Origin of the sequence: Paenibacillus ihumii (assembly GCF_001403875.1) — a bacterium.
Classification (GTDB): Bacteria; Bacillota; Bacilli; order Paenibacillales; family Paenibacillaceae; genus Fontibacillus; species Fontibacillus ihumii.
The window spans coordinates 561,348-579,983 of sequence record NZ_LN884298.1 but is presented as its reverse complement, the minus strand read 5'-3'; the positions used below and the strand labels follow the sequence as shown (position 1 = coordinate 579,983).

Below are 18,636 nucleotides of genomic sequence, written 5' to 3'. Positions count from 1 at the left end.
ACAGTATTTCAAAACCATAATTTACGAGGAGCGGAAATATTAAATTTGGAGGCTCGGATTTTTGCTGAGGGGCGACATCTTGAGCGGGACAGTAAGTCCGGTTGCGTGGGCTCTCACCTCAAAACGAAATTACAGTTGTGCTCTTGCTAAAAATGTATAAAACAAACGAAGGAGCTGCCGCAATCAGCTCTTTTAGCATTTTTCGCCGATAGCCCCGCTAAGCTGAACCTTATCATATCTTAGTTGAAAAGGTTATGAAATTATTTTTGATCCAACAGTAAACTCCTTCATATATGCCCATAGGAAAACTCAGGAAATTGCTGTGCAAAGTGTATAAAAAGGACTATAACGATATGTCTTTACAGCTTCGTCAGAATCGGTCAAGACCTAACGACTGTCCCTCTTCGCGAGAATGATCCTAAAGTGATGTAGCTTATGATCTGTCTTCGGGCTGGCTCTCCTCATTAAGAAGTACGGCTATCCCTGTTTTGAAAAAGCACTTTTGAAAAATATACAAGCTCAGTATAGCTCAACGGCCCTGGATGTGTTTCGACTATGGCCGGCTTTGGCGATCCTGTTATCTATCATCTTCTTATGTGCGGTGTTCATGACTTTATTATCGGCTTAAAGGGGGCAGAGCCTAGTGGAACAGGCTGTTCTGACAACCATCAAAATTTGACGAAGAAATACAAGGAACAGACCGCCCTGGATCATGTCAACTTGGTCGTGGAGAAGGGAGATATATACCGATTTATCGGGCAGAACGGAGCAGGAAAAAGTACGTTGCTGCGTATCGTGACTGCCCTGGCCCGGCCAACGAGCGGATCTGTCAGTTTGTTTGGAGAAAGCAGCGAGGCGGGGTTGATTGAAGCTCGGAAGCGCGTAGGGGCAATCATTGAAAGCCCTGCATTATATCCGGATATGACGGCCCGCGATAATCTTGAAGTCCATCGGCTGCTCCGAGGCATCCCGGGTAAGGGATGCATATCGAAGACGCTTGCCCTCGTCGGACTACAGGATACAGGGAAGAAGAAGGCGAGGAACTTCTCCCTTGGCATGAAGCAGCGCTTAGGCTTGGCTATCGCCTTGCTGGGCGACCCGGAGCTGCTGATACTCGACGAACCGACGAATGGCCTTGACCCTGGAGGCATCGTGGAGCTTAGAGAACTGGTCAAGAAGCTGAATCGCGAGTTGGGATTAACGATTCTGATCTCCAGCCATATTTTGAGCGAGCTTCATCAGATGGCAACGAAGTACGGCATTATCCATAGAGGCAAACTGCTGGAGCAAATGACCCATGAACAATTAAATGAGAAGTGCAAGCAGCATCTACGTATCCCAGTGGATGATCCAAGCAAGGCGGCAACTGTTCTTGAGATGGAACTGGGCACCCAGGATTATGAAGTTTTGCAGGATGGCACAATCAAGCTTTACAGCCTCTATCATGATGTCAGAAGGGTATCTATGGCTTTGACAAGCAGCGGTCTGGTTATTGAATATTTGGCGCCAGGCGGGGATGACTTGGAAAGCTATTTTACTAAACGGGTTGGGGGCGGATTCCATGATTAATTTATTGCGCATGGAGCTGTTCAAACTCGGCAAAAATAAAGTGTTTTGGACACTGACGATCATCGTAACGGTTGTGTTTACCCTCCTGCACTATCTAATTACCATCGGATGGTGGAAGATGGATAATGTGTTTATGGGGGCGGGTCTGGAGATGTTCTCTTCGCTTGCACTTGCTACAACCCCATTCTACTTCATGTTATTCTTGAGTACGCTTGCCGGATTTTTTGTGACGAATGAATTCACAATAGGGGTTGTCAAGAACATCGTTATGAGCGGGAATCGCAGAAGTCATATCTTTTTAGCTAAATTCATCGTATTGGCACTCGGTTCCATGTTTCTAGCTGTAGTGTGTCCGTTAATTGTAATCATAGGCGGGAAGCTATTATTCGGATTCGGCGAAATGACAGACCCGTCGGCGGTTAAACGTGTATTCGAAAATTTAATCAGCAATGTGATCCGACATGCGACAGGCCATGTAGCGATCAGCTTGAAGGAAGCAGGGGGCAACATCGTGCTCATCATCAGGAATGAAGCAGACAACTTGAGCGAGCAAGACATAGACAGGCTGTTTGATCGCTTCTATACAGCGGATCGATCAAGATCAAGTCGAAGAACAGGCCTGGGTTTATCCATTGCCCATAGTCTCATGTTAAAGATGAACGGGCAACTGTCTGCAGAGCTTAATGATGGGTACGTGGAGATGAGATGCGAGTGGAAAAGAAAATAACGCGCCGTGAGGCTGCTGCTGGAGCATTATTATGATCCAGGAGCGAAGGCTAGATAAGAGACCTGCCCTGCAGCCCGGAAAGCACAAGCGCCTCCCAATGTTATCAGGCATGTCTGGGTACAATCATTGTCGATGAAGTCGGATCTGGGTTAAAATATGGTAAATCATGAGAAGTGTTCAAAACGGGGTGATGGCATGGCGAAAGAGGGAACAGACCACTATTCAGAAATCGATGAAGTTATTGCCTATATTCACAAGCATATTGACGAACCGCTTGAGCTTTCGCGTCTGGCCAATATTGCGCTATACAGCCCGTTTCATTTTACGCGCATCTTCAAAGAGAAGATCGGGCTTCCGCCCTTGTATTATGTCTCAGCTCTCCGATTGCAGAAGGCCAAAGACCTGCTGCTGCAGACAAACTTGACCATTCGCGATATCGGGCTCGAGATCGGGCAGCAGAGCCTTGGCACGTTCACTACCCGGTTTACCGAGCGGGTAGGCGTGACGCCGTCCGAGTTTCGCCGATCCGCGCAAGAAGCGGACGAGCACTTCAAGTCGTTGCGGAATCTCAGCGACTGGGAAACGACGTATACTGTGCTGCTTCCCGGAAACTCCACGATAGAAGGAAAGATCTATTCGGCAGTTCCGTTCGACGGGTTCATTCTAATTGGCTTATTTGCCAAACCGATTCCCGAAGGACTCCCGTTATATGGGACACTGCTTCCTTCATTGGGGTATTTTCGTTTTATGGGTGTCAGGCCTGGCACTTATTATTTAATGGCAACGTCCGTCTCTTGGGGGATGCAGACGAAGGATTTTCTGCTGCCGTATACTACCTTGCGTACCCGATCACACGCGCCGATTATCGTTCAACCTCATACACCTGTACATTACCAGGAAGTCATGCTTCATCCTGCCCGGCAAGTTGATCCCCCGATTCTTGTATCTTTGCCGTTGCTTATGCAGAACTTTCTCAATCTAAAGAATCAATCCTGGTAGCGGAAGTAGAGTCTATGGTCTGGAAAATATAAAAAGGTCAGCCTAATGGCCAACCAGTGTAATAGGGGAGTGGACGCGCGATCTGTCTAGCTCGGCTTAACCTCGTTGGAAATCATCCACAGCACGCCGAATTTGTCCTCAAGCTGTCCGTGCAGGGCGCCCCAGAAAGCAGGTTCTAAGGGGTACTTCACCTTGCCGCCTTCCGCAAGCTTCGCGAAGGCTTCGCGAGCTTCGTCCTCCGTTGCGAATTCCAGTGACAAGTTGATATTGTTCCCGCAATGAATCGGTTCGAAGGAGTCAGACATGTAGAGATTAACTCCGCCCGCCACAAGGCTCAGGTGAACGACCTTGTCCTTGATGGCGTCATTTGAATCGGGCAGCTGTCCGTATGTCATGATGGAGAGAACCTCTCCTCCTAGCGCATTCGTGTAAAACTCAGCTTGTGATCTTGCATCCTCGGATAAAATGTAGGTTGTGTGTTTAGCCATTGTTCGTACATCCTTTCTTCGCCATATTTGAATTTTTATAAACTCAGTATAGCATCCGATCCACAAGTGGATTTCTTCTGGATTGCTAAGATTTCGCTCAGTAGATGATATGGTGAACCGTATCTTAAGTAAGAGTGAAAAATTGGGGTGTTAGCCGCTTGTCAGCATGGGAAAGTTGTCCTCGAGGAGCAGAGTGGAGGGGCAATTTTCCATGCCTTAACAGGGGATCGGCTCGATGGAGATGTTATTCTTTGGTGGGCAAAACTTTCATAGTTAGAATTTCGTCAATATCTTTTGCTGAACCAGAACCAGAGTTTAGAAGAACGCCTAACCATACATTTTAGAAGCGGTCATTGTCGAGCAGTGTTCATTAGTCGCAATCTTCGTTTAAGTTAGCGTCAAGTGTTTCATGCCAGTACGCTTAGTAAAGCATAAGATGAGATAATCCTCCTCAAATGAACCGAGGGGGATTTTTCATGTTTACACAAGTGTAATGAAGGCAACTCAGATCAGCGAGTACTTCAGCATTTTAAAGTGGTGGCTTTCCGTTCTGTTTCCTCATCGATTTTTGTAATGTATATGGCATTGAGGTTATGTGACAATTAGTTAAATCTTTATATAAAAAATATAAGCTAGTGAGATATTTTCGAGTCACTGATCGTGTTATATACAGGAGGCGAAAAAATGGAGAACAATTCTTTATTGCGTACGGATAAAGAATTGGCAGAACTATATCAACGACATATAGATCTAGTTTATAGGCTGTGCTATATCTACTTGAAAAGTCGTGTTGATGCAGAAGATGCTGTTCAATCTGTATTTCTAAAATTGATCAAAAGCCAAATGGTTTTCAATGACCATGAGCATGAAAAAGCATGGTTAACGGTAACCACCAGAAATTACTGTAAAGACATTTTAAAAAGTTGGTGGCGATCCCGTCGAGTTGATTTAGATAACTTACCGGAGATACCTTCTTGGAGTAACGTTGAACCATCAGGGAAGGTGCTAGCAAGACTACTTTCACTACCCGAAAAATATAAAACAGTGTTATATCTTTACTATTTCGAGGAGTACACGGTAAAAGAGATCTCAAGGATGCTCGGATTCAAAGAAAGTACGATTCAAACACAATTAGCGAGAGGTCGTAGACGTCTTAAAATTGATTTGGGAGGGAATTGCCTTGAGTAACAAAAATATCCATCGGCTTTTTGATGCCTTTACGCCAAAAATCGAAGAAAAAGAAAAAATGTTTCATAAGATTTTAGTAAAAAGCAAAGAAAATGAAAGTAAAAAGCATAAGGGGTATACGCTTGCGAGACGTTTTAGACCCGCAGTATTGGCTGCTATGTTGATGGTTTGCTTTGCCACAACCGCTATTGCAGCGGCATATATGGGGTTGGATGAAACGTTTATGAAATTTCTTAATCCAGTAAACCACGAGCAGGCAGAATATTTGTCCAATGGTGCTTATGTGGTTGATAAAGAGATTAAAAACAAGAATGGGACGCTTAAAATTAAGCAAGTGATCGGCGACAGTAATCTGACTTATATTTTTATGGATTTTTCTGCGCCAGAGGGTACGGTATTAGACGCAGCGCGGTATCACTTTTTGGATAACGACATAACGACAAAGCAGAAATTTCATTCGGTAGGATTTAAAGTCCTCGACGATGGCAACCAGCATGACAACAAAATTAGCATGGTTATGAGTATCATGACGAAAAATAGCCTAGCCGGCAGTAAAATTCACTTACGGCTCAAAGATTTACAGGCAGCAGATCCGTTTCCAGGCATTTTTACAACGGTAATACCAGGCATTTGGGAAACAGATTTTAAGTTGGATTTCAAGGAATACTCTACTCCTCATGAGGTCAACGAAACCATTTCCATGTTTGGTTATGGGGCGGTTCTCAAATCGGTTTCCGTCTCGCCGATTTCGATTTCACTGAAGGTTGAGGGCAGTTCAATGGATGAAATTGACAAAGCTGCAGGCTCATTTAAATCAATTGGCCCTAATCAATACTTGGATAACTACCCAATCACGATTAAGTACAAGGACGGTACATCGGAAACGACAAGCCTGTTCAAAGGAATGCATTTAACGGAGAGTGGCACTCGCCTCTTAACAATTAAAACATTTGAAAATGTGGTTAATGACAACGAAATCGCATCAATTGTCTTTTTTGATAAGGAGATTCCGATAACAAACTGAAATCGTAACGAAGGTGGGTTGAGATGCTTTTTTTCTGTAATCGTATTTTCTGACTTGATAACAACGATAATCAGATAATCATTACTTAAGCTTTTAAATCATGAGTAAGCGAGCCTCCTGCACAAGATTGTTACGGGAGGCTTGCATTTTTTAAGGTCTAAAGAATTTAATATTTTTTGTATCTTTAATTAACAAAAAAGTAACAAACCCCCTCTTAAACGACAAAAAGAGAATGAATTTCTACAAAAATAAGACCTTAGAACCTAACTTATCATACTTTTATATTATACCTTTAATTAAATGGTTAAATTTTTTAATTAAACTGTTCGTATGATCAGGGCAAACCCATTGAAAAATGGGGACGCAAAGCTAAAGGGGCTAACGGATTTGCTGCCATGCAAATGTTACTGCCAGCCAGCTGCCGAATACGACGGAAGACTCCGTCTATTAGCGTTTGCTTTTGGATGGAGTTTTCTTTTATGGAGATATTTAAAATTTTAATTAAGTTAGCCGAGGCATTAAGCCTTGTCTATAGATTCAAAAGAGCTTCTGGGTCGGCAATAGATTGAACATGGTTGGACCCTGGCTTTGTAGGAGAGGACTTCCTTATATCACGGATATTTAGGAGTTAGGTAAAGAGGAGGTGATGACACGGTTTTGGGTTAAGCAGTTCCTTAACATCCCGAGCGATACCCGAATTTCGGTACTAATCTTCCCATGATAAAGACCGGACAACAAAAAGAGGTGAACAAACTTGGAGTTAAAACGAGAAGTGAGAAAGGGGTTACATAACAGTCTAATATGCTTCATGGTAATATTGATCATTTTTAGTGGAGTCTCACCTGTCCAAGCTGCAACAATACCAAATACACCTATTGATCAGCATCCCAAGGTGACAATGTTAGGGGACGTGGGTGAGGGAAAATATATTGATGCGGACTACTCGTTTACACCGAGGATTACAGACGAAACGAAAGTGTCGATCACACCAGGATCGAATACTAGATTAATAACAATTGACGAATTTTGCAGTAAAGCTCCTGCTTCTATGTGTAATTCTTTTCAGGGGAAGAATTATTATTTTCCTGAAGATACCTCAGGAGAACGTTCGCCGTCAGCGACAATGACCTTTACTAATGTTGGTATATACAATAATCAAAAAATAGATATGATGATTGAAACGACATCAGAGCATACAGACGTACTAAGTATTTCATTTGATGTGAACGGCGGGGTCAACTTACAAGGAGGGACGTCACCTTCTAGTGTGACTCGTAAAATAACTTTTCTATCACAAGAAACTGGGCAACCGATCGAAGTAAAAGGATATATGTCTTATAACGCAATTAATATGGCAAAAACTATGTTGTTTGATTTACCGATAAGAGATATATTTGCAATTAATGGTTCTACAGTCCTTTATGATAATGGAATTTCTAAAGGTGAACCTCTGTTCGTCACAGGAACTACACCAGGAGGAACCGGCACACCTGATACCAGGATAACTATAGTTTATGAGCCAACATCCACCATTACCTTTACACAGACTTACCGTGGTAGAGTAGACGTTTTTCCATCAAATCATGGTACAAGTATAGGATATTTTAGTCTAACTGGAATTGAACCTCCTGGACCTGTAAAGTTTGGGTATACGGTAGAAGATAAAAAGGTAGGCCAAAACGAGTATCCAAATCCTAGAGAAGTCATTTACCAAATCGTTCAGGCAGTCGCTTATGCAGATCCAATTAATTATTATAAGTCATTTGAGATAACGGATGTTTTGGATGATGTATTACTCATCGAGGAGAACGACATAGAAATCAAAAATACTATCGGTGATGACGTATCCAGCTTATTTGACATATCTGTTATAGACCATCAATTATCCATCAAAGCAAAAAATGCTACGCTTTCAAACGCGAATTTTTATAATCAACAGTATACGATTACAATGAAGGGCGCATTAGATTTAACAAGTGATTACGGAAAATACATGGATCAAGATGGGAATATATTGGTTTCAAATAAAGCGATAACGACGGTTGATAATGTACCAAAAAGCAGCAATGAAGCTTATGCGAAGTTTAAGTATAAAGCTCCTGTGCTCGAGTCCAAAAAGACTGCCTCAATTGAGCAAAAGGCAAATGGCAACTCAGATCTGAAGAATCCAGAAGTGGGAGATATCCTCACGTATACGATTGAGACTCGAAACACAGAGGATAATAGTCTTATTAAAAACCTTACGATCAGCGACATCATTCCGGAAGGAATAGAGTATGTATCAGGTACGTTAATAGTAGATGGACAGACGGTAACAGATGCAGAAGGGGACGACAGCGGTCATTATGCCAATGGAAAAGTGACTGGACAATTCGGAGATGTAGCCGATACGAATTGGCATACGCTTCAATTCAAGGCAGTCGTAGAACCTGGACAAGCGGGTAAGGATATTATCAATATCGCCACTGTAGCTGGTGATAATGTCGAGACGCCGGACAAGCCACGCGTAGGAGTGGAAGTATATCCACGGAATCCGCAGATTGAATCGGAGAAAATGGTAAGGAACTTGGATGTAACCAAAGCTACGTATGAAGTCGGGGACATTATCTCCTATACGATTCGTACGAGAGCGGTGGTCAACGATAGCGCTTTGGAGAATCTGACGATTACAGATACGCTGCCGGCAGGTCTGGAATACGTTTCGGGCAGCCTGAAGGTGGACGGCAAGCCCGTCACTGATGCGCAAGACGGCGACGCGGGTTATGCAGTGACAGGGCAAGTCTACGGCTGGTTTGGCGATGTAACAGATATGGAGTGGCATGAGCTGGAGTTCCGGGCCGTGATTCAAAAAGGACAAGGCGGTCAGATGATCCAAAATACGGCGCTGGTGAAAGGTGACAACATCGTTCAGCCTGGCGAGCCGACGGAGAAGTTCGTCGTTGAGCCCGAGCCAGATCCGCCACTGGATCCCGTCGACCCTCCCGTGGATCCTGTAGATCCTCCGGTAGATCCACCCGTTGATCCGCCGGTCGACCCGGTAGATCCCGTTGACCCACCGACAGATCCAGTCGATCCTCCTGTTAACCCACCGGTAGACCCGGGTAACAGTGGTGGAAACGGTGGTGGCGGCGGTTCAGTAGATGTGCCGCGCTCTCCGGTGCTTGAATCTGAGAAATTTGCACGGGACCTGAACGGAGGCAGCATTGAAGTCGGTGACTTGATCGAGTATACGATCCGCGCCCGCAACACGGTTGCAGGCAGCCAAGTCACGAACATGGTGATCTCGGACCAGCTCCCTGAAGGGCTGGAGTATGTGCCGGGCACATTGAAGGTGAACGGTGCTGCTGTAACGGATCAAGCCGACGGCGACAGAGGCGAATATGCGAATGGAACGGTCACAGCGAGATTCGGAACTGTAACGGATATGGCTTGGAATACGCTAGAGCTCCAGGCGAAGATTGTTCAGGGCAAACAGGGTGACGTCATCAGGAATGTTGGTGTAATCCATGGAGACAACCTGATTACTCCGAATCGTCCGAGTGAAGAGATTATTATTGATGGCGGCAGCGGAAGCAACCCAGAAATCCCTGGTACCCCAGGAGATCCGAAGGATGGAGCTTCTTCCGGTAATGTGAATCCAGGCGAGGAAGATTGGGATACGGGATCCCCAGGCTCGAGCCAATCCGGGGGAACCGACGGAGCTGGTGAATCGGCTGCAGCCGGTGAAGCGGATGGATCTGGCCAGTCTGGCCAATCCAGTACTTCGAACGACTCGGCGTATGTAGAGTCTGGAGATAGCGAAGGCAAGGGTAACAAGTTGCCGAATACGGCTACAAATATGTACAGTTATATACTAGCTGGGTGCATAATGCTGTTTGCAGGACTGTTCCTGATTAGAAGAAAAAAGGCATAAGGATAGGTGAAAGCAGGCCCCCTGTAAGCTTACAGAGGGGCCTGCTTTCATTTTTGGTATGGAAATCGGGTGATGTTTCCCGGCGCTGTTGGTGGTAATGTTTTTGTTTCGCTAGCAGTAATGTCCTGATTTGTTTTGATGATTCTCATTACGTACCTCCTGAAAAAGTAAATGATCCTCAAAAAGGGGTCTTAGCTCTGGGCCATAAATATGAAATATGTATCAAGATTTGCTTGATCTGGCTTTAAGCTAACGGGCAGGATAGCGCAACAAAACGTATGTTAATCCGTATGTTTAGGGAGTGAGCGATATAGGAGGAACGAATGAAATATTTTACTAAAGCATGGTATGAAGAAGCGCAGATCAGAAGCTTTTTGATTTTTCCTGATACGAAAAAAGAATGGGATGATGATATTGCTTGGTATGAATCGGAGGGTCTGAACTTTAAAGAAATTTGTAAGAGCAACTTAGAGAATAGAAAGACTGATTTACTTAAATATCTCCCGGCACACTTTCATCCTTACATTGAGGATGGAACGTTAAATTCACAATTTCCTTCTGAAGAACTTAGAGAAATGGCTGACCAATGGGTATTGGAGTATGATGAGAAAACGGAAGTAAGAGTAGAAAGCTATCGGAACAACTATAACTCTATAAAAAAATCACTTCCCGAGAATGTGATTAATTTGGTGGAGAAGACCTTACACGATGCACGAGTAATTTCATTTGAAATGCCTTCGAAGGGTACGTTAGTCATGACATTAGATTGTAGAGGCGGCTATCATTATTTGACGGATATTAGGTTAACCTTTACGGGAGTTCAGAAGATGAAGCCAACTACTTTAAGAGAAGGCAGTGTCTGGCTATACGATGAAGTATACCTCACGGAGACAGGTTTTGAACTTCATGTGTTGTTAGATGGCCCTTTAATGGAGTTCACCATTTTAGCTACAAACGTTACTATAGAGATCATCTCATAATCCAGGATTTAACTTGATTCAGCGAATGAAAGTAGTTAGTTGTAGATTATAACATTATAATGATGCTACTAATCACCATAATTTGTATGAAACCAATTTTTTAAATCTTCATTCACTATCTCATACTCCTTCTTAGTAGCATCTGGATGCAATTCGATCCCTCCAGATGCCCCGAAAATAACTATTTCTACACTAGTCTTGTCTATAAATGTAATTTCCCCAGTAGCGCTTGCTCCAAAAGCTTTACCTGAATCAAAAGGTCTAAGTTCTGCATCTTGTATCATTTTGATAACAGTATCTGTTTCTTCCTCGCTTAATATTGTGGGATTAATCATACCGATACTGATTTCTTTTACTTGCCCTGCCTCAAGTTTTTCTTTAAACTGTTCTAACCATTTATCGTCTTCTCCTTTTCCAGTGGAGCAACTTGAAACAATCAGTATAAAACCGACAATTACAAAGATAATACCTAAAATCCGTTCAACACTTAATACTAAATCACTTGGCTTCGAATCTTCAAGCATCCATCCCAGTTGTAAAAACCAAGCAAAGTAAGGCCAAATTACGATAATCAATCCTATTATTATGGCTACAATTCCTATAAACCCTGTCAAATAATCACACCCATATTGTTAATTATACTGTTTAATACGAAAAACATTTATTAATGTTTCTCGTATGTAAATCCCTCCCTACACTCATTGAATTTATCAATTACCAGATTTTAAACCAAGGTTGTGCTGGAGGTGTTCCGGAAGGAGCAAACTGTGAACGAAATTGCTGCTAAATATGAGCTTAGTCCCGTGATGATTAGCTGCTGGAAGTTTTCTAAGTGTCTGAGAAGAAGGTGATTGAAGTTGACGAAGTGGGAAAGGAGTACGAGAGCATCTAGAGAGCTGGTGGCCAACTTACAGTTGAGATCGACTGGCTAAAAAAGTCTGGTCTTAAATGAATCGCCCTAAGCAAGTAAAGCCATGGTCGAGCGTGACAATGCAGAGATAACGATCAAGAGCCACACTGACCTTCTTAGTATCAACAAAACCAGCGTATATCGCTCTAAAAAGGAGCAACGTGAGAGCCAAGAAAATGTACAAATCATGCACCGGATCGATGGGACCCTTACTATGTACCTGTAGAATATCATCTGACTGATACAGTCGAAAAATCACCGATTATGAACTATCAAACACGCTAGATTATCTTGAACTGCTAAAGAAGGCAGGAGTGAAGGTCTCGATGGATGGCAAAGACCGGGCAATAGAAAACACTCGCACAGAGCGTTTTTTCCAGTCGTTCAAGTAAGAATGTATCTTCCTCAAAGATTTTTAAGACCCTCATAAGCAAAGAACTGGCTCATTATGTCCAATTCAAAAGCTAGGAACGTTTATCGGTAGGCGGAGCCAAGCCCGATAATTCTATACCCATCATTTGAAAAATGCATACTAAATCGCTAAACTTAATCGATCGGTTGTGTATTCGCATAATCAAAAATATATAGCATTGGTACATTGCCTTCAATTTCGCTCTATAGGTCTTACGCTGAACTATTATAAGTAGGGCGAATATCGGGATCGTAAATTATATGATTTTAGAAAAAAACGTGGTCGAGAGGTATAACAACTTACATCCATGCTAAAAATATTAACACTTTGAAAGGAGAGGTGTTAATTTATGAAAGTTGTTTGTCCTTCATGTAAGAGAGAAGTGATAATTAAGAAAAATGGGAATGGTCGATGTGTCTGTGGTGCTAACATTAAAGTGTTGAGCTAACATCAGGAAATAAAAAGGTATTCCTATGCTAAGAAATAGACGTTTTTTTTAACATAGGCATGGACATTACCAGTTTAGTATGCATATATTATTGTTATATATTAAATTGGCGGTGATCTAATGAGATATCTGCATAAAATATTTTATGAAAGCAGTGCTAGTAAATTTAATAGGGCTTATGAAGAAAGATTTAACTTTCCTTCAACCATAAGGCTTGGGATATATATAAAACCCATGGACCAAGCCAATATTTATGAATTATATTATGTGCCTACAAACAAAATGATAAGTCTGATCACAGAACTTTACACAATATCGATGGATTTTGGCACAACCTTTAAGAATCTTCCTAAAGTAGCACAAAAACAGTTTATTATTGAATGTATTTCAGAGGAGTTGTATAACACAAACGAGTTAGAAGGGATAAGAAGTAGTAAAGAGGAAATTGTTAGGAGTACCAAAGATATACTATTCAATAGGAAATCAAAGAAAAGGTTCGAGAGTATGATTAAATCATATTTTCGTCTACTCGATGATTTTGAATATCCCAAAACGCCTAAGGACATTAGAACAATATATGATGATATTACACAAGGGGAAATTGACCCACAAGAACTTCCTGATGGGGAAATATTCAGAAAAGATGTCACTTACATTTTAAAAAAATCAGGTAGTGGAAAGGTTATACATCAGGGAATTACACCAGAACTAGAAATCAATAAATTAATGGGAAAATTATTGGAATTTATGAACAGTGATGATCTTCAGGTACCCAATATAATCAAAGTGGCAATAGGTCATTATTATTTTGGGTACATACATCCATTTTATGATGGGAACGGGAGGACATCTAGATTTATTAGCAGTTTATACTTGTCAAAGGATTTGGGTAATATTTCGACATTATCATTATCTAGAGGTTGCAATAAATATAAAACAAAATATCTTGAGGCTTTCGAGATAACAAACAGTATTAGAAGTAGAGGTGAAATGAATAGTTTTATTGAAGTTTTTTTGGAAATATTAATAGAGGCTCTTAAGCAGATGAATGCAGAATTGAAAGAAAAAAGCCAGTTGTTAAATATGGCATTTAAAAAGATTAATAGCGATTCGATTCTAGGAAATGTGCCCCAGGGTCATAGGGATTTGATGTTCGTTTTAGCACAAAATCATTTCTTTGATTCTAGTAGTGGACTAACTGCAGGAGAACTATCTGGTATATTTGAAAAGTCAGCAGCAACAATCAGAAAAATAGTTAAAGATCTTCTTGAATTGTCGTTGGTAGAACAAAGAGGAGAAAGACCTGCATATTTCTGCGTCAGGAGAAAATATTTCGAAGAATGATAACCATTTTTCCGGTGAAAAAAGGTTGGTTGTGAGTATGTCGAGAATTGTTGGTGGGCCTCTGAAGCAGAATTAATTTTAACCTCTACGACCTTTGGGTCCTAGGGGTTCTTAGTTAATTTTGACTAGAAAACCACCTGCCATTTTCCATGGTGTGGTCGCGACAAGCTCCTTCTTACTTTTCATCGATATTCGTTCTGGTGCAAACAACTCTTATTAAGTACATTCATCGAATGGAAAAATTAAAACTTGCTTTTTATCGTGATGGTTAGCACCTTAGCTCTTTTTAAGTCAGGAAACAATGAGATCAGGCCTAGGGATCGCAAAAAATGAAACCTACCCATAAGCGAGAGTGGGGCCCATATCCGGCATCAATGGCCAGTCCTCCGATGGATGAGCCGACGACGACGCCGAGGCTTATAACCGATCCGTGAACATTCGTAACAAGCTCCCGTCACAATCGCCTGTTGCAGAGTCTGCTCCAGCAAATCCACGTGTCGTTTGAATAGGCGTTTGACCACCGGATCTCTTTGTACACACTCCATTGCAGCATTAATCAATAGGTAACCTCTCCGGCCTGGATGCCGAATTCATGATAAGGCAAGGGGGCTTAAAGTTTTAGTTTCAATATTATGGTCATGATGGCATGAGGTTAAAAAGATTTACAAGATTGCAATCTAGCCTCCAATAATGCTCGGATAAAAATGTTGCTCTCTCCTACAGGAAAAACACTATACACTTCCCAATTATTCATTATAATAGAGTGAATTAAGTCAATTTCTTCGCTTATACAAGAGTATCCATTAATGTTATTTAACGCCGTTTCTTATTTGTACCTCCTCGCTGCCCCAAATGAGTAAAGTTGCCTAATAAGATTTCAAGATTACTACGATTGAGAAACTAGGTGAATATGACATGTTGCTGGAGGAGTTAAACAAAGAACTAATCAAGTTGAAGGATGATGAAAATTACATCGTCAAAATATGTGAAAAGTTAAGAGGAACGGAGTCTAAAGTTGCAATAGAAGCCTACGAAGCAGCTATTACATTTGTAAGAGAACATAAAATGTTGACCTGTGCTTACCCATGGATTCTTTATCATAAGGGCTGGTTATGCTTTGATTCCACAGACTTTAAAGCTGCGACCAATCTTTATGAAGAGGCTTATCATATTTTTAAAGAGAATAACAATATAGATGGCCAATTGGCGACTTGCAGCGCTCTTGTAAGCGGTTACTCGGTACAGCAAAAGCTTTCCCAAGCCATTGAGCATGGCATGGAAGGCATAGAGCTTGCAGAAAAAGTGGGTAACTATGAGCGGCTCACTCAAATCAAAGGAAACCTTGCCGCGCTGTATATGGAGATCGATGAGTATGAAAAGGCAAAGGAGCTATTGGATCAGATCGTAAACATCCCTCGTGTCTATAGCAATGCCTTTAAAGTAGCTTGTTACACGAATCAAGCTGAATGCTGCAACCACTTGGGCGATCCAGATCAGGCAATCGTGTATATCACGAAGGCGCTTGAGTTAGCAGAGGAATATATTCCCAGAATGGTACCCAATGTGTTAAAGGAAATGGCTCATATTTACGCGACTAAAGGGTGCTACGATACAGCAGAAGAATACTTCGTCAAGAGTGTAGAAATGGCGAAAGCCGGAGGAGCGCAGCTGTATGTTCAAGATGCGCTATTGTACTGGGCAGAGCTGGATTTGGTACAGGGCCGATATAAGGAGACAGTTGATAAGCTGCAGCAAGTAGAAGAAGGGATAAAAGAGGCCAAATCTATAAGGAATTTAAATAAAGTGTATTTGAATATGAGCAAAGGCTTTAAAGGACTGGGGAATTATGAACAAGCCTATGCGTATTTAGAAAAGCATATGGAATTAGAAAAACAAATGCAGGCTATTCGCAGTGCTGAGAGTATGGAAATGCTGAATCGAAAAAGAGAAGAGGAAGAGGGGAAAATCTACAAGTTCCTCTATAATCAGACTGAAGCATTGAACGGTGTGGGTCAGCATATCCTGTCTAACTTGGATAAGGAAAGTATCTTTACTATTGTTGCTAAAGAAATACAGGATTTGATCCAAGCGGATATTGTTCAAATTGGCATATATAACGAAGAGGAAGGGGTCCTTTACAATGAGTTGTCTATCGAAAAGGGGCAACGTCTGGTTGTAGGGCCTATGTCTATAATCGAAGATAGCTTTTGGGCATATAGTGTCAAGCACAAGCAGGATATTTTTATTAAAGATACTGAAAAGGAATATAGCCGTTATTTTGAAAATTTTAAGGAATACCTGGAGAAGATAAGGAAGAAAAAGGAGTACGTAGTAGAGACAATACCCTACTCTCTTATATTTGTACCTATTATTATGAAAGATAAGGTCATAGGGGTAATAAGTACTCAAGCTTATAAGAAAGATTCCTTTAACTTAAAAGACCTGAGTACATTAAAGACCCTATCTAATTATCTAGGGATTGCATTAGAGAATGCTAGACTATATATGGAAGTAGAGTATGCTTCTAAGTATGATGTGTTAACCAAAGTTTTTAATCGAAAAGAGTTGTTTGAAGAAACAACCCAAATGTACGAGCAACTTAAAGAAAGCAATAACACAAATAGAACACTATGTATCCTGATGATTGATGTGGATAATTTTAAGAGAATAAATGATGTTTACGGGCACCAGGAAGGAGATAGGGTGCTAGAGACTGTGGCGGATCTGATTCAAGCTAGTGTGGGAGAAAAGGATAGGGTTGGCAGATATGGGGGGGAAGAGTTTATGGTGGCAATTCCCGATGAAGCCCTAAAGCAATGTATTCAAAAAGCAGAGGCTATCCGAAAAAATGTTGAGAAGGCCGTTATAACATCAGCTCTAGGGATACCCATTCCTATTACCGTAAGTATAGGGGGAGCTAACCTAAGTACAAAGAAGCATACCTTAGAGCAAATCATTAATTATGCTGATAAAGAATTATTGAAGGCTAAAAACTCAGGAAAGAATTACGTATTTGTATATCAAGAAGGAAATACGGGCGGTAGATAGGGCACTCTGATTAGAGTGCCCTTCGTCATTCGCCGTACAATTTAAACTGCCTTATTTTCTCTAAAGGCTCACTTGGATGTGATCTATTCGGGGTTTAGTTTACAGTTTTATTATATTTAAAGTTTCCCTAGAACCTGGTGGAACTTTCAGGTAAGTATAAGGTAACTAAAAGGAGGATGGATCAATGTTAAATAAGGTGGTTATCATTCAATCGGGAAGTCGTTGCGAAAATTTGGACTGGAGGAGATATTTATAAATTATAGCGAAGTTGTTAAAATCAGCGATGCATATTTACTTCCATTAGTAACAGAGTTGTACGGATTGGAAGGTTATGAATTTCAACGGATACCGGCACATGACGGCGGACGGAACGTTGTATATGCTTTTGAGAAAGAGGGCGGCGACGCGAAAATACTCCGAATTGCATTCTTGCCTGACAGGAGCAAGGAGGATTTTCTGGGAGAAGTAGAGTTTATCAGGTATTTATCCGAGCATGGAGGAAGTGTTTCGGATGTTGTCAGCTCTCGGAAAGGGAATCTGCTGGAAGAGGTTACTCATAATAATCATACTTTCTTTATCTGCCTGTTTAAAAAGGCGAAGGGAAAATTGCTCGTAGAAAATCATTATCAGTACCGGGAAGGCGTTCCGATTGCTGAATACTATTATAATTGCGGTAAAGTCCTGGGGAAACTGCACCAAATATCAAAGGGGTATACTCCCGTTCATCGCAGGTATAGTTTTTTTGACAAATACAATGCCGACTATATCGAGAAACTGATCCCCGACTCGTTACCTTTGCTGAAGGATAAGCTGTTAGAGCTCTTAGGAACCTTAGGAGGATTGGACAGGAACCGTGAGTCTTATGGTATGATCCACTTTGATTACAACGATGGGAATTACTCGATCGATTTTGATACTGGGCAAATCACTGTATATGATTTCGATAATTCATGTTATTGCTGGTATATGTTTGACCTAGCAGGTCTTTGGACACACGGAGTGGGCTGGATACAATTTGAACCAGACTCCAATAAACGCAAACAGTTCATGGATGATTATTTTGAAACCGTCCTTGCGGGATACAGATCCGAGACGAATATCGAGCATTCGATGTTGGAGAAGCTGCCCTTATTTATCCAAGTATCTCTCATGGAAAGTATTATCGATGCGTTTGAGGTAATGCGGAACAACGGTGAAGATCCGGAGTGTGATGAGGAGTTGTCGTATCGCATAAAGTGTATGGAAGATGATATCCCGTATTTGGGTTTCTTCCATGAAATTTACTCGTGCGAACAACCCTTTGAGTATGAAGAACGAACGATTTAGTCTTGTTAAAGCAGCTTTTGAATAAAAGGTTGCTGAGATTGTGCTACAATAAGGAACTGCTATAGTTGAAAAAGCAATATAGAAAGGCCATCCTGCCCAAGGATGGCCTTTGGATTTATGCGACTCTCATAAACGCACGAAGTCCTCGCTTTGTTTCAACCGTTCAAATCGTTATAGGCGGAACAAAACGGCGGTCATAAATAAAGTTGACTAGACACCAAATGGTGTCTTATAATCGAATTGACACCAAATGGTGTCCG

12 protein-coding genes and 1 riboswitch are annotated in these 18,636 nt (G+C 41.6%); of the genes, 10 read left to right on the top strand and 2 right to left on the bottom strand.

Annotated features, from left to right (window positions below; translation table 11 throughout):
- Nucleotides 1-555: 555 nt before the first annotated feature.
- The 3 genes from BN2762_RS07465 to BN2762_RS07455 all read left to right on the top strand — a co-directional run bounded on the left by BN2762_RS07465 (nt 556) and on the right by BN2762_RS07455 (nt 3,295).
- Nucleotides 556-1,569 carry an ABC transporter ATP-binding protein gene (locus tag BN2762_RS07465; RefSeq protein ID WP_230202450.1) on the top strand — a complete coding sequence of 338 codons (1,014 nt, stop codon included), beginning with the start codon at nt 556-558 and terminating at the stop codon, nt 1,567-1,569.
- Entirely contained in the window at nt 1,562-2,296 is a 735-nt protein-coding gene (locus tag BN2762_RS27555) for an ATP-binding protein (RefSeq protein ID WP_055106379.1), read from the top strand. Before BN2762_RS07465 ends, BN2762_RS27555 begins: the two co-directional genes overlap by 8 nt.
- A 195-nt stretch (nt 2,297-2,491) precedes the next feature.
- A complete protein-coding gene (locus tag BN2762_RS07455; RefSeq protein WP_055106378.1) occupies nt 2,492-3,295 on the top strand; it encodes a helix-turn-helix domain-containing protein in 804 nt (267 codons plus the stop codon).
- An 86-nt stretch (nt 3,296-3,381) separates the two neighbouring features.
- Here the strand turns inward: BN2762_RS07455 and BN2762_RS07450 are convergent, their stop codons facing one another.
- Nucleotides 3,382-3,783 (bottom strand): VOC family protein, encoded by a 402-nt coding sequence (locus BN2762_RS07450; protein ID WP_055106377.1) that lies wholly within the window; start codon nt 3,781-3,783, stop codon nt 3,382-3,384.
- Between the two features lie 684 nt (nt 3,784-4,467).
- Between BN2762_RS07450 and BN2762_RS07445 the strand changes: the two genes are divergently transcribed.
- From BN2762_RS07445 to BN2762_RS07430, 4 genes are all read left to right on the top strand, one after another.
- Nucleotides 4,468-4,971 carry an RNA polymerase sigma factor gene (locus BN2762_RS07445; RefSeq protein WP_055106376.1) on the top strand — a complete coding sequence of 168 codons (504 nt, stop codon included), beginning with the start codon at nt 4,468-4,470 and terminating at the stop codon, nt 4,969-4,971.
- The gene (locus BN2762_RS07440; protein WP_055106375.1) at nt 4,964-5,995 is read left to right on the top strand and encodes a DUF4179 domain-containing protein; all 1,032 of its coding nucleotides are present in this window, start codon (nt 4,964-4,966) and stop codon (nt 5,993-5,995) included. Before BN2762_RS07445 ends, BN2762_RS07440 begins: the two co-directional genes overlap by 8 nt.
- A 328-nt stretch (nt 5,996-6,323) precedes the next feature.
- Nucleotides 6,324-6,421: riboswitch (cyclic di-GMP riboswitch) on the top strand.
- 1,675 nt (nt 6,422-8,096) lie between these two features.
- On the top strand, nt 8,097-9,908 hold the full coding sequence (locus BN2762_RS26475; protein WP_222861037.1) for an isopeptide-forming domain-containing fimbrial protein: 1,812 nt from the start codon (nt 8,097-8,099) through the stop codon (nt 9,906-9,908).
- Nucleotides 9,909-10,231: 323 nt separating this feature from the next.
- On the top strand, nt 10,232-10,888 hold the full coding sequence (locus BN2762_RS07430) for a DUF4085 family protein (protein WP_055106373.1): 657 nt from the start codon (nt 10,232-10,234) through the stop codon (nt 10,886-10,888).
- Between the two features lie 68 nt (nt 10,889-10,956).
- Here BN2762_RS07430 and BN2762_RS07425 read toward each other — a convergent pair whose 3' ends face one another.
- A complete protein-coding gene (locus tag BN2762_RS07425) occupies nt 10,957-11,502 on the bottom strand; it encodes a DUF6199 family natural product biosynthesis protein (RefSeq protein ID WP_055106372.1) in 546 nt (181 codons plus the stop codon).
- A gap of 1,276 nt (nt 11,503-12,778) precedes the next feature.
- Between BN2762_RS07425 and BN2762_RS07420 the strand changes: the two genes are divergently transcribed.
- From BN2762_RS07420 to BN2762_RS07410, 3 genes are all read left to right on the top strand, one after another.
- A complete protein-coding gene (locus BN2762_RS07420) occupies nt 12,779-14,002 on the top strand; it encodes a Fic family protein (RefSeq protein WP_055106371.1) in 1,224 nt (407 codons plus the stop codon).
- 915 nt (nt 14,003-14,917) lie between these two features.
- Nucleotides 14,918-17,050 (top strand): diguanylate cyclase, encoded by a 2,133-nt coding sequence (locus BN2762_RS07415; RefSeq protein WP_055106370.1) that lies wholly within the window; start codon nt 14,918-14,920, stop codon nt 17,048-17,050.
- 222 nt (nt 17,051-17,272) lie between these two features.
- A complete protein-coding gene (locus tag BN2762_RS07410) occupies nt 17,273-18,376 on the top strand; it encodes a phosphotransferase enzyme family protein (protein ID WP_230202449.1) in 1,104 nt (367 codons plus the stop codon).
- Nucleotides 18,377-18,636: the final 260 nt, after the last annotated feature.

Excerpts from the sequence above, each read along its gene's own strand:
- BN2762_RS07465 (WP_230202450.1), top strand. The coding sequence starts at position 556 with ATGGCCGGCTTTGGCGATCCTGTTATCTATCATCTTCTTATGTGCGGT.
- BN2762_RS27555 (WP_055106379.1), top strand. The coding sequence starts at position 1,562 with ATGATTAATTTATTGCGCATGGAGCTGTTCAAACTCGGCAAAAATAAA.
- BN2762_RS07455 (WP_055106378.1), top strand. The coding sequence starts at position 2,492 with ATGGCGAAAGAGGGAACAGACCACTATTCAGAAATCGATGAAGTTATT.
- BN2762_RS07450 (WP_055106377.1), bottom strand. The coding sequence starts at position 3,783 with ATGGCTAAACACACAACCTACATTTTATCCGAGGATGCAAGATCACAA.
- BN2762_RS07445 (WP_055106376.1), top strand. The coding sequence starts at position 4,468 with ATGGAGAACAATTCTTTATTGCGTACGGATAAAGAATTGGCAGAACTA.
- BN2762_RS07430 (WP_055106373.1), top strand. The coding sequence starts at position 10,232 with ATGAAATATTTTACTAAAGCATGGTATGAAGAAGCGCAGATCAGAAGC.
- BN2762_RS07420 (WP_055106371.1), top strand. The coding sequence starts at position 12,779 with ATGAGATATCTGCATAAAATATTTTATGAAAGCAGTGCTAGTAAATTT.
- BN2762_RS07415 (WP_055106370.1), top strand. The coding sequence starts at position 14,918 with ATGTTGCTGGAGGAGTTAAACAAAGAACTAATCAAGTTGAAGGATGAT.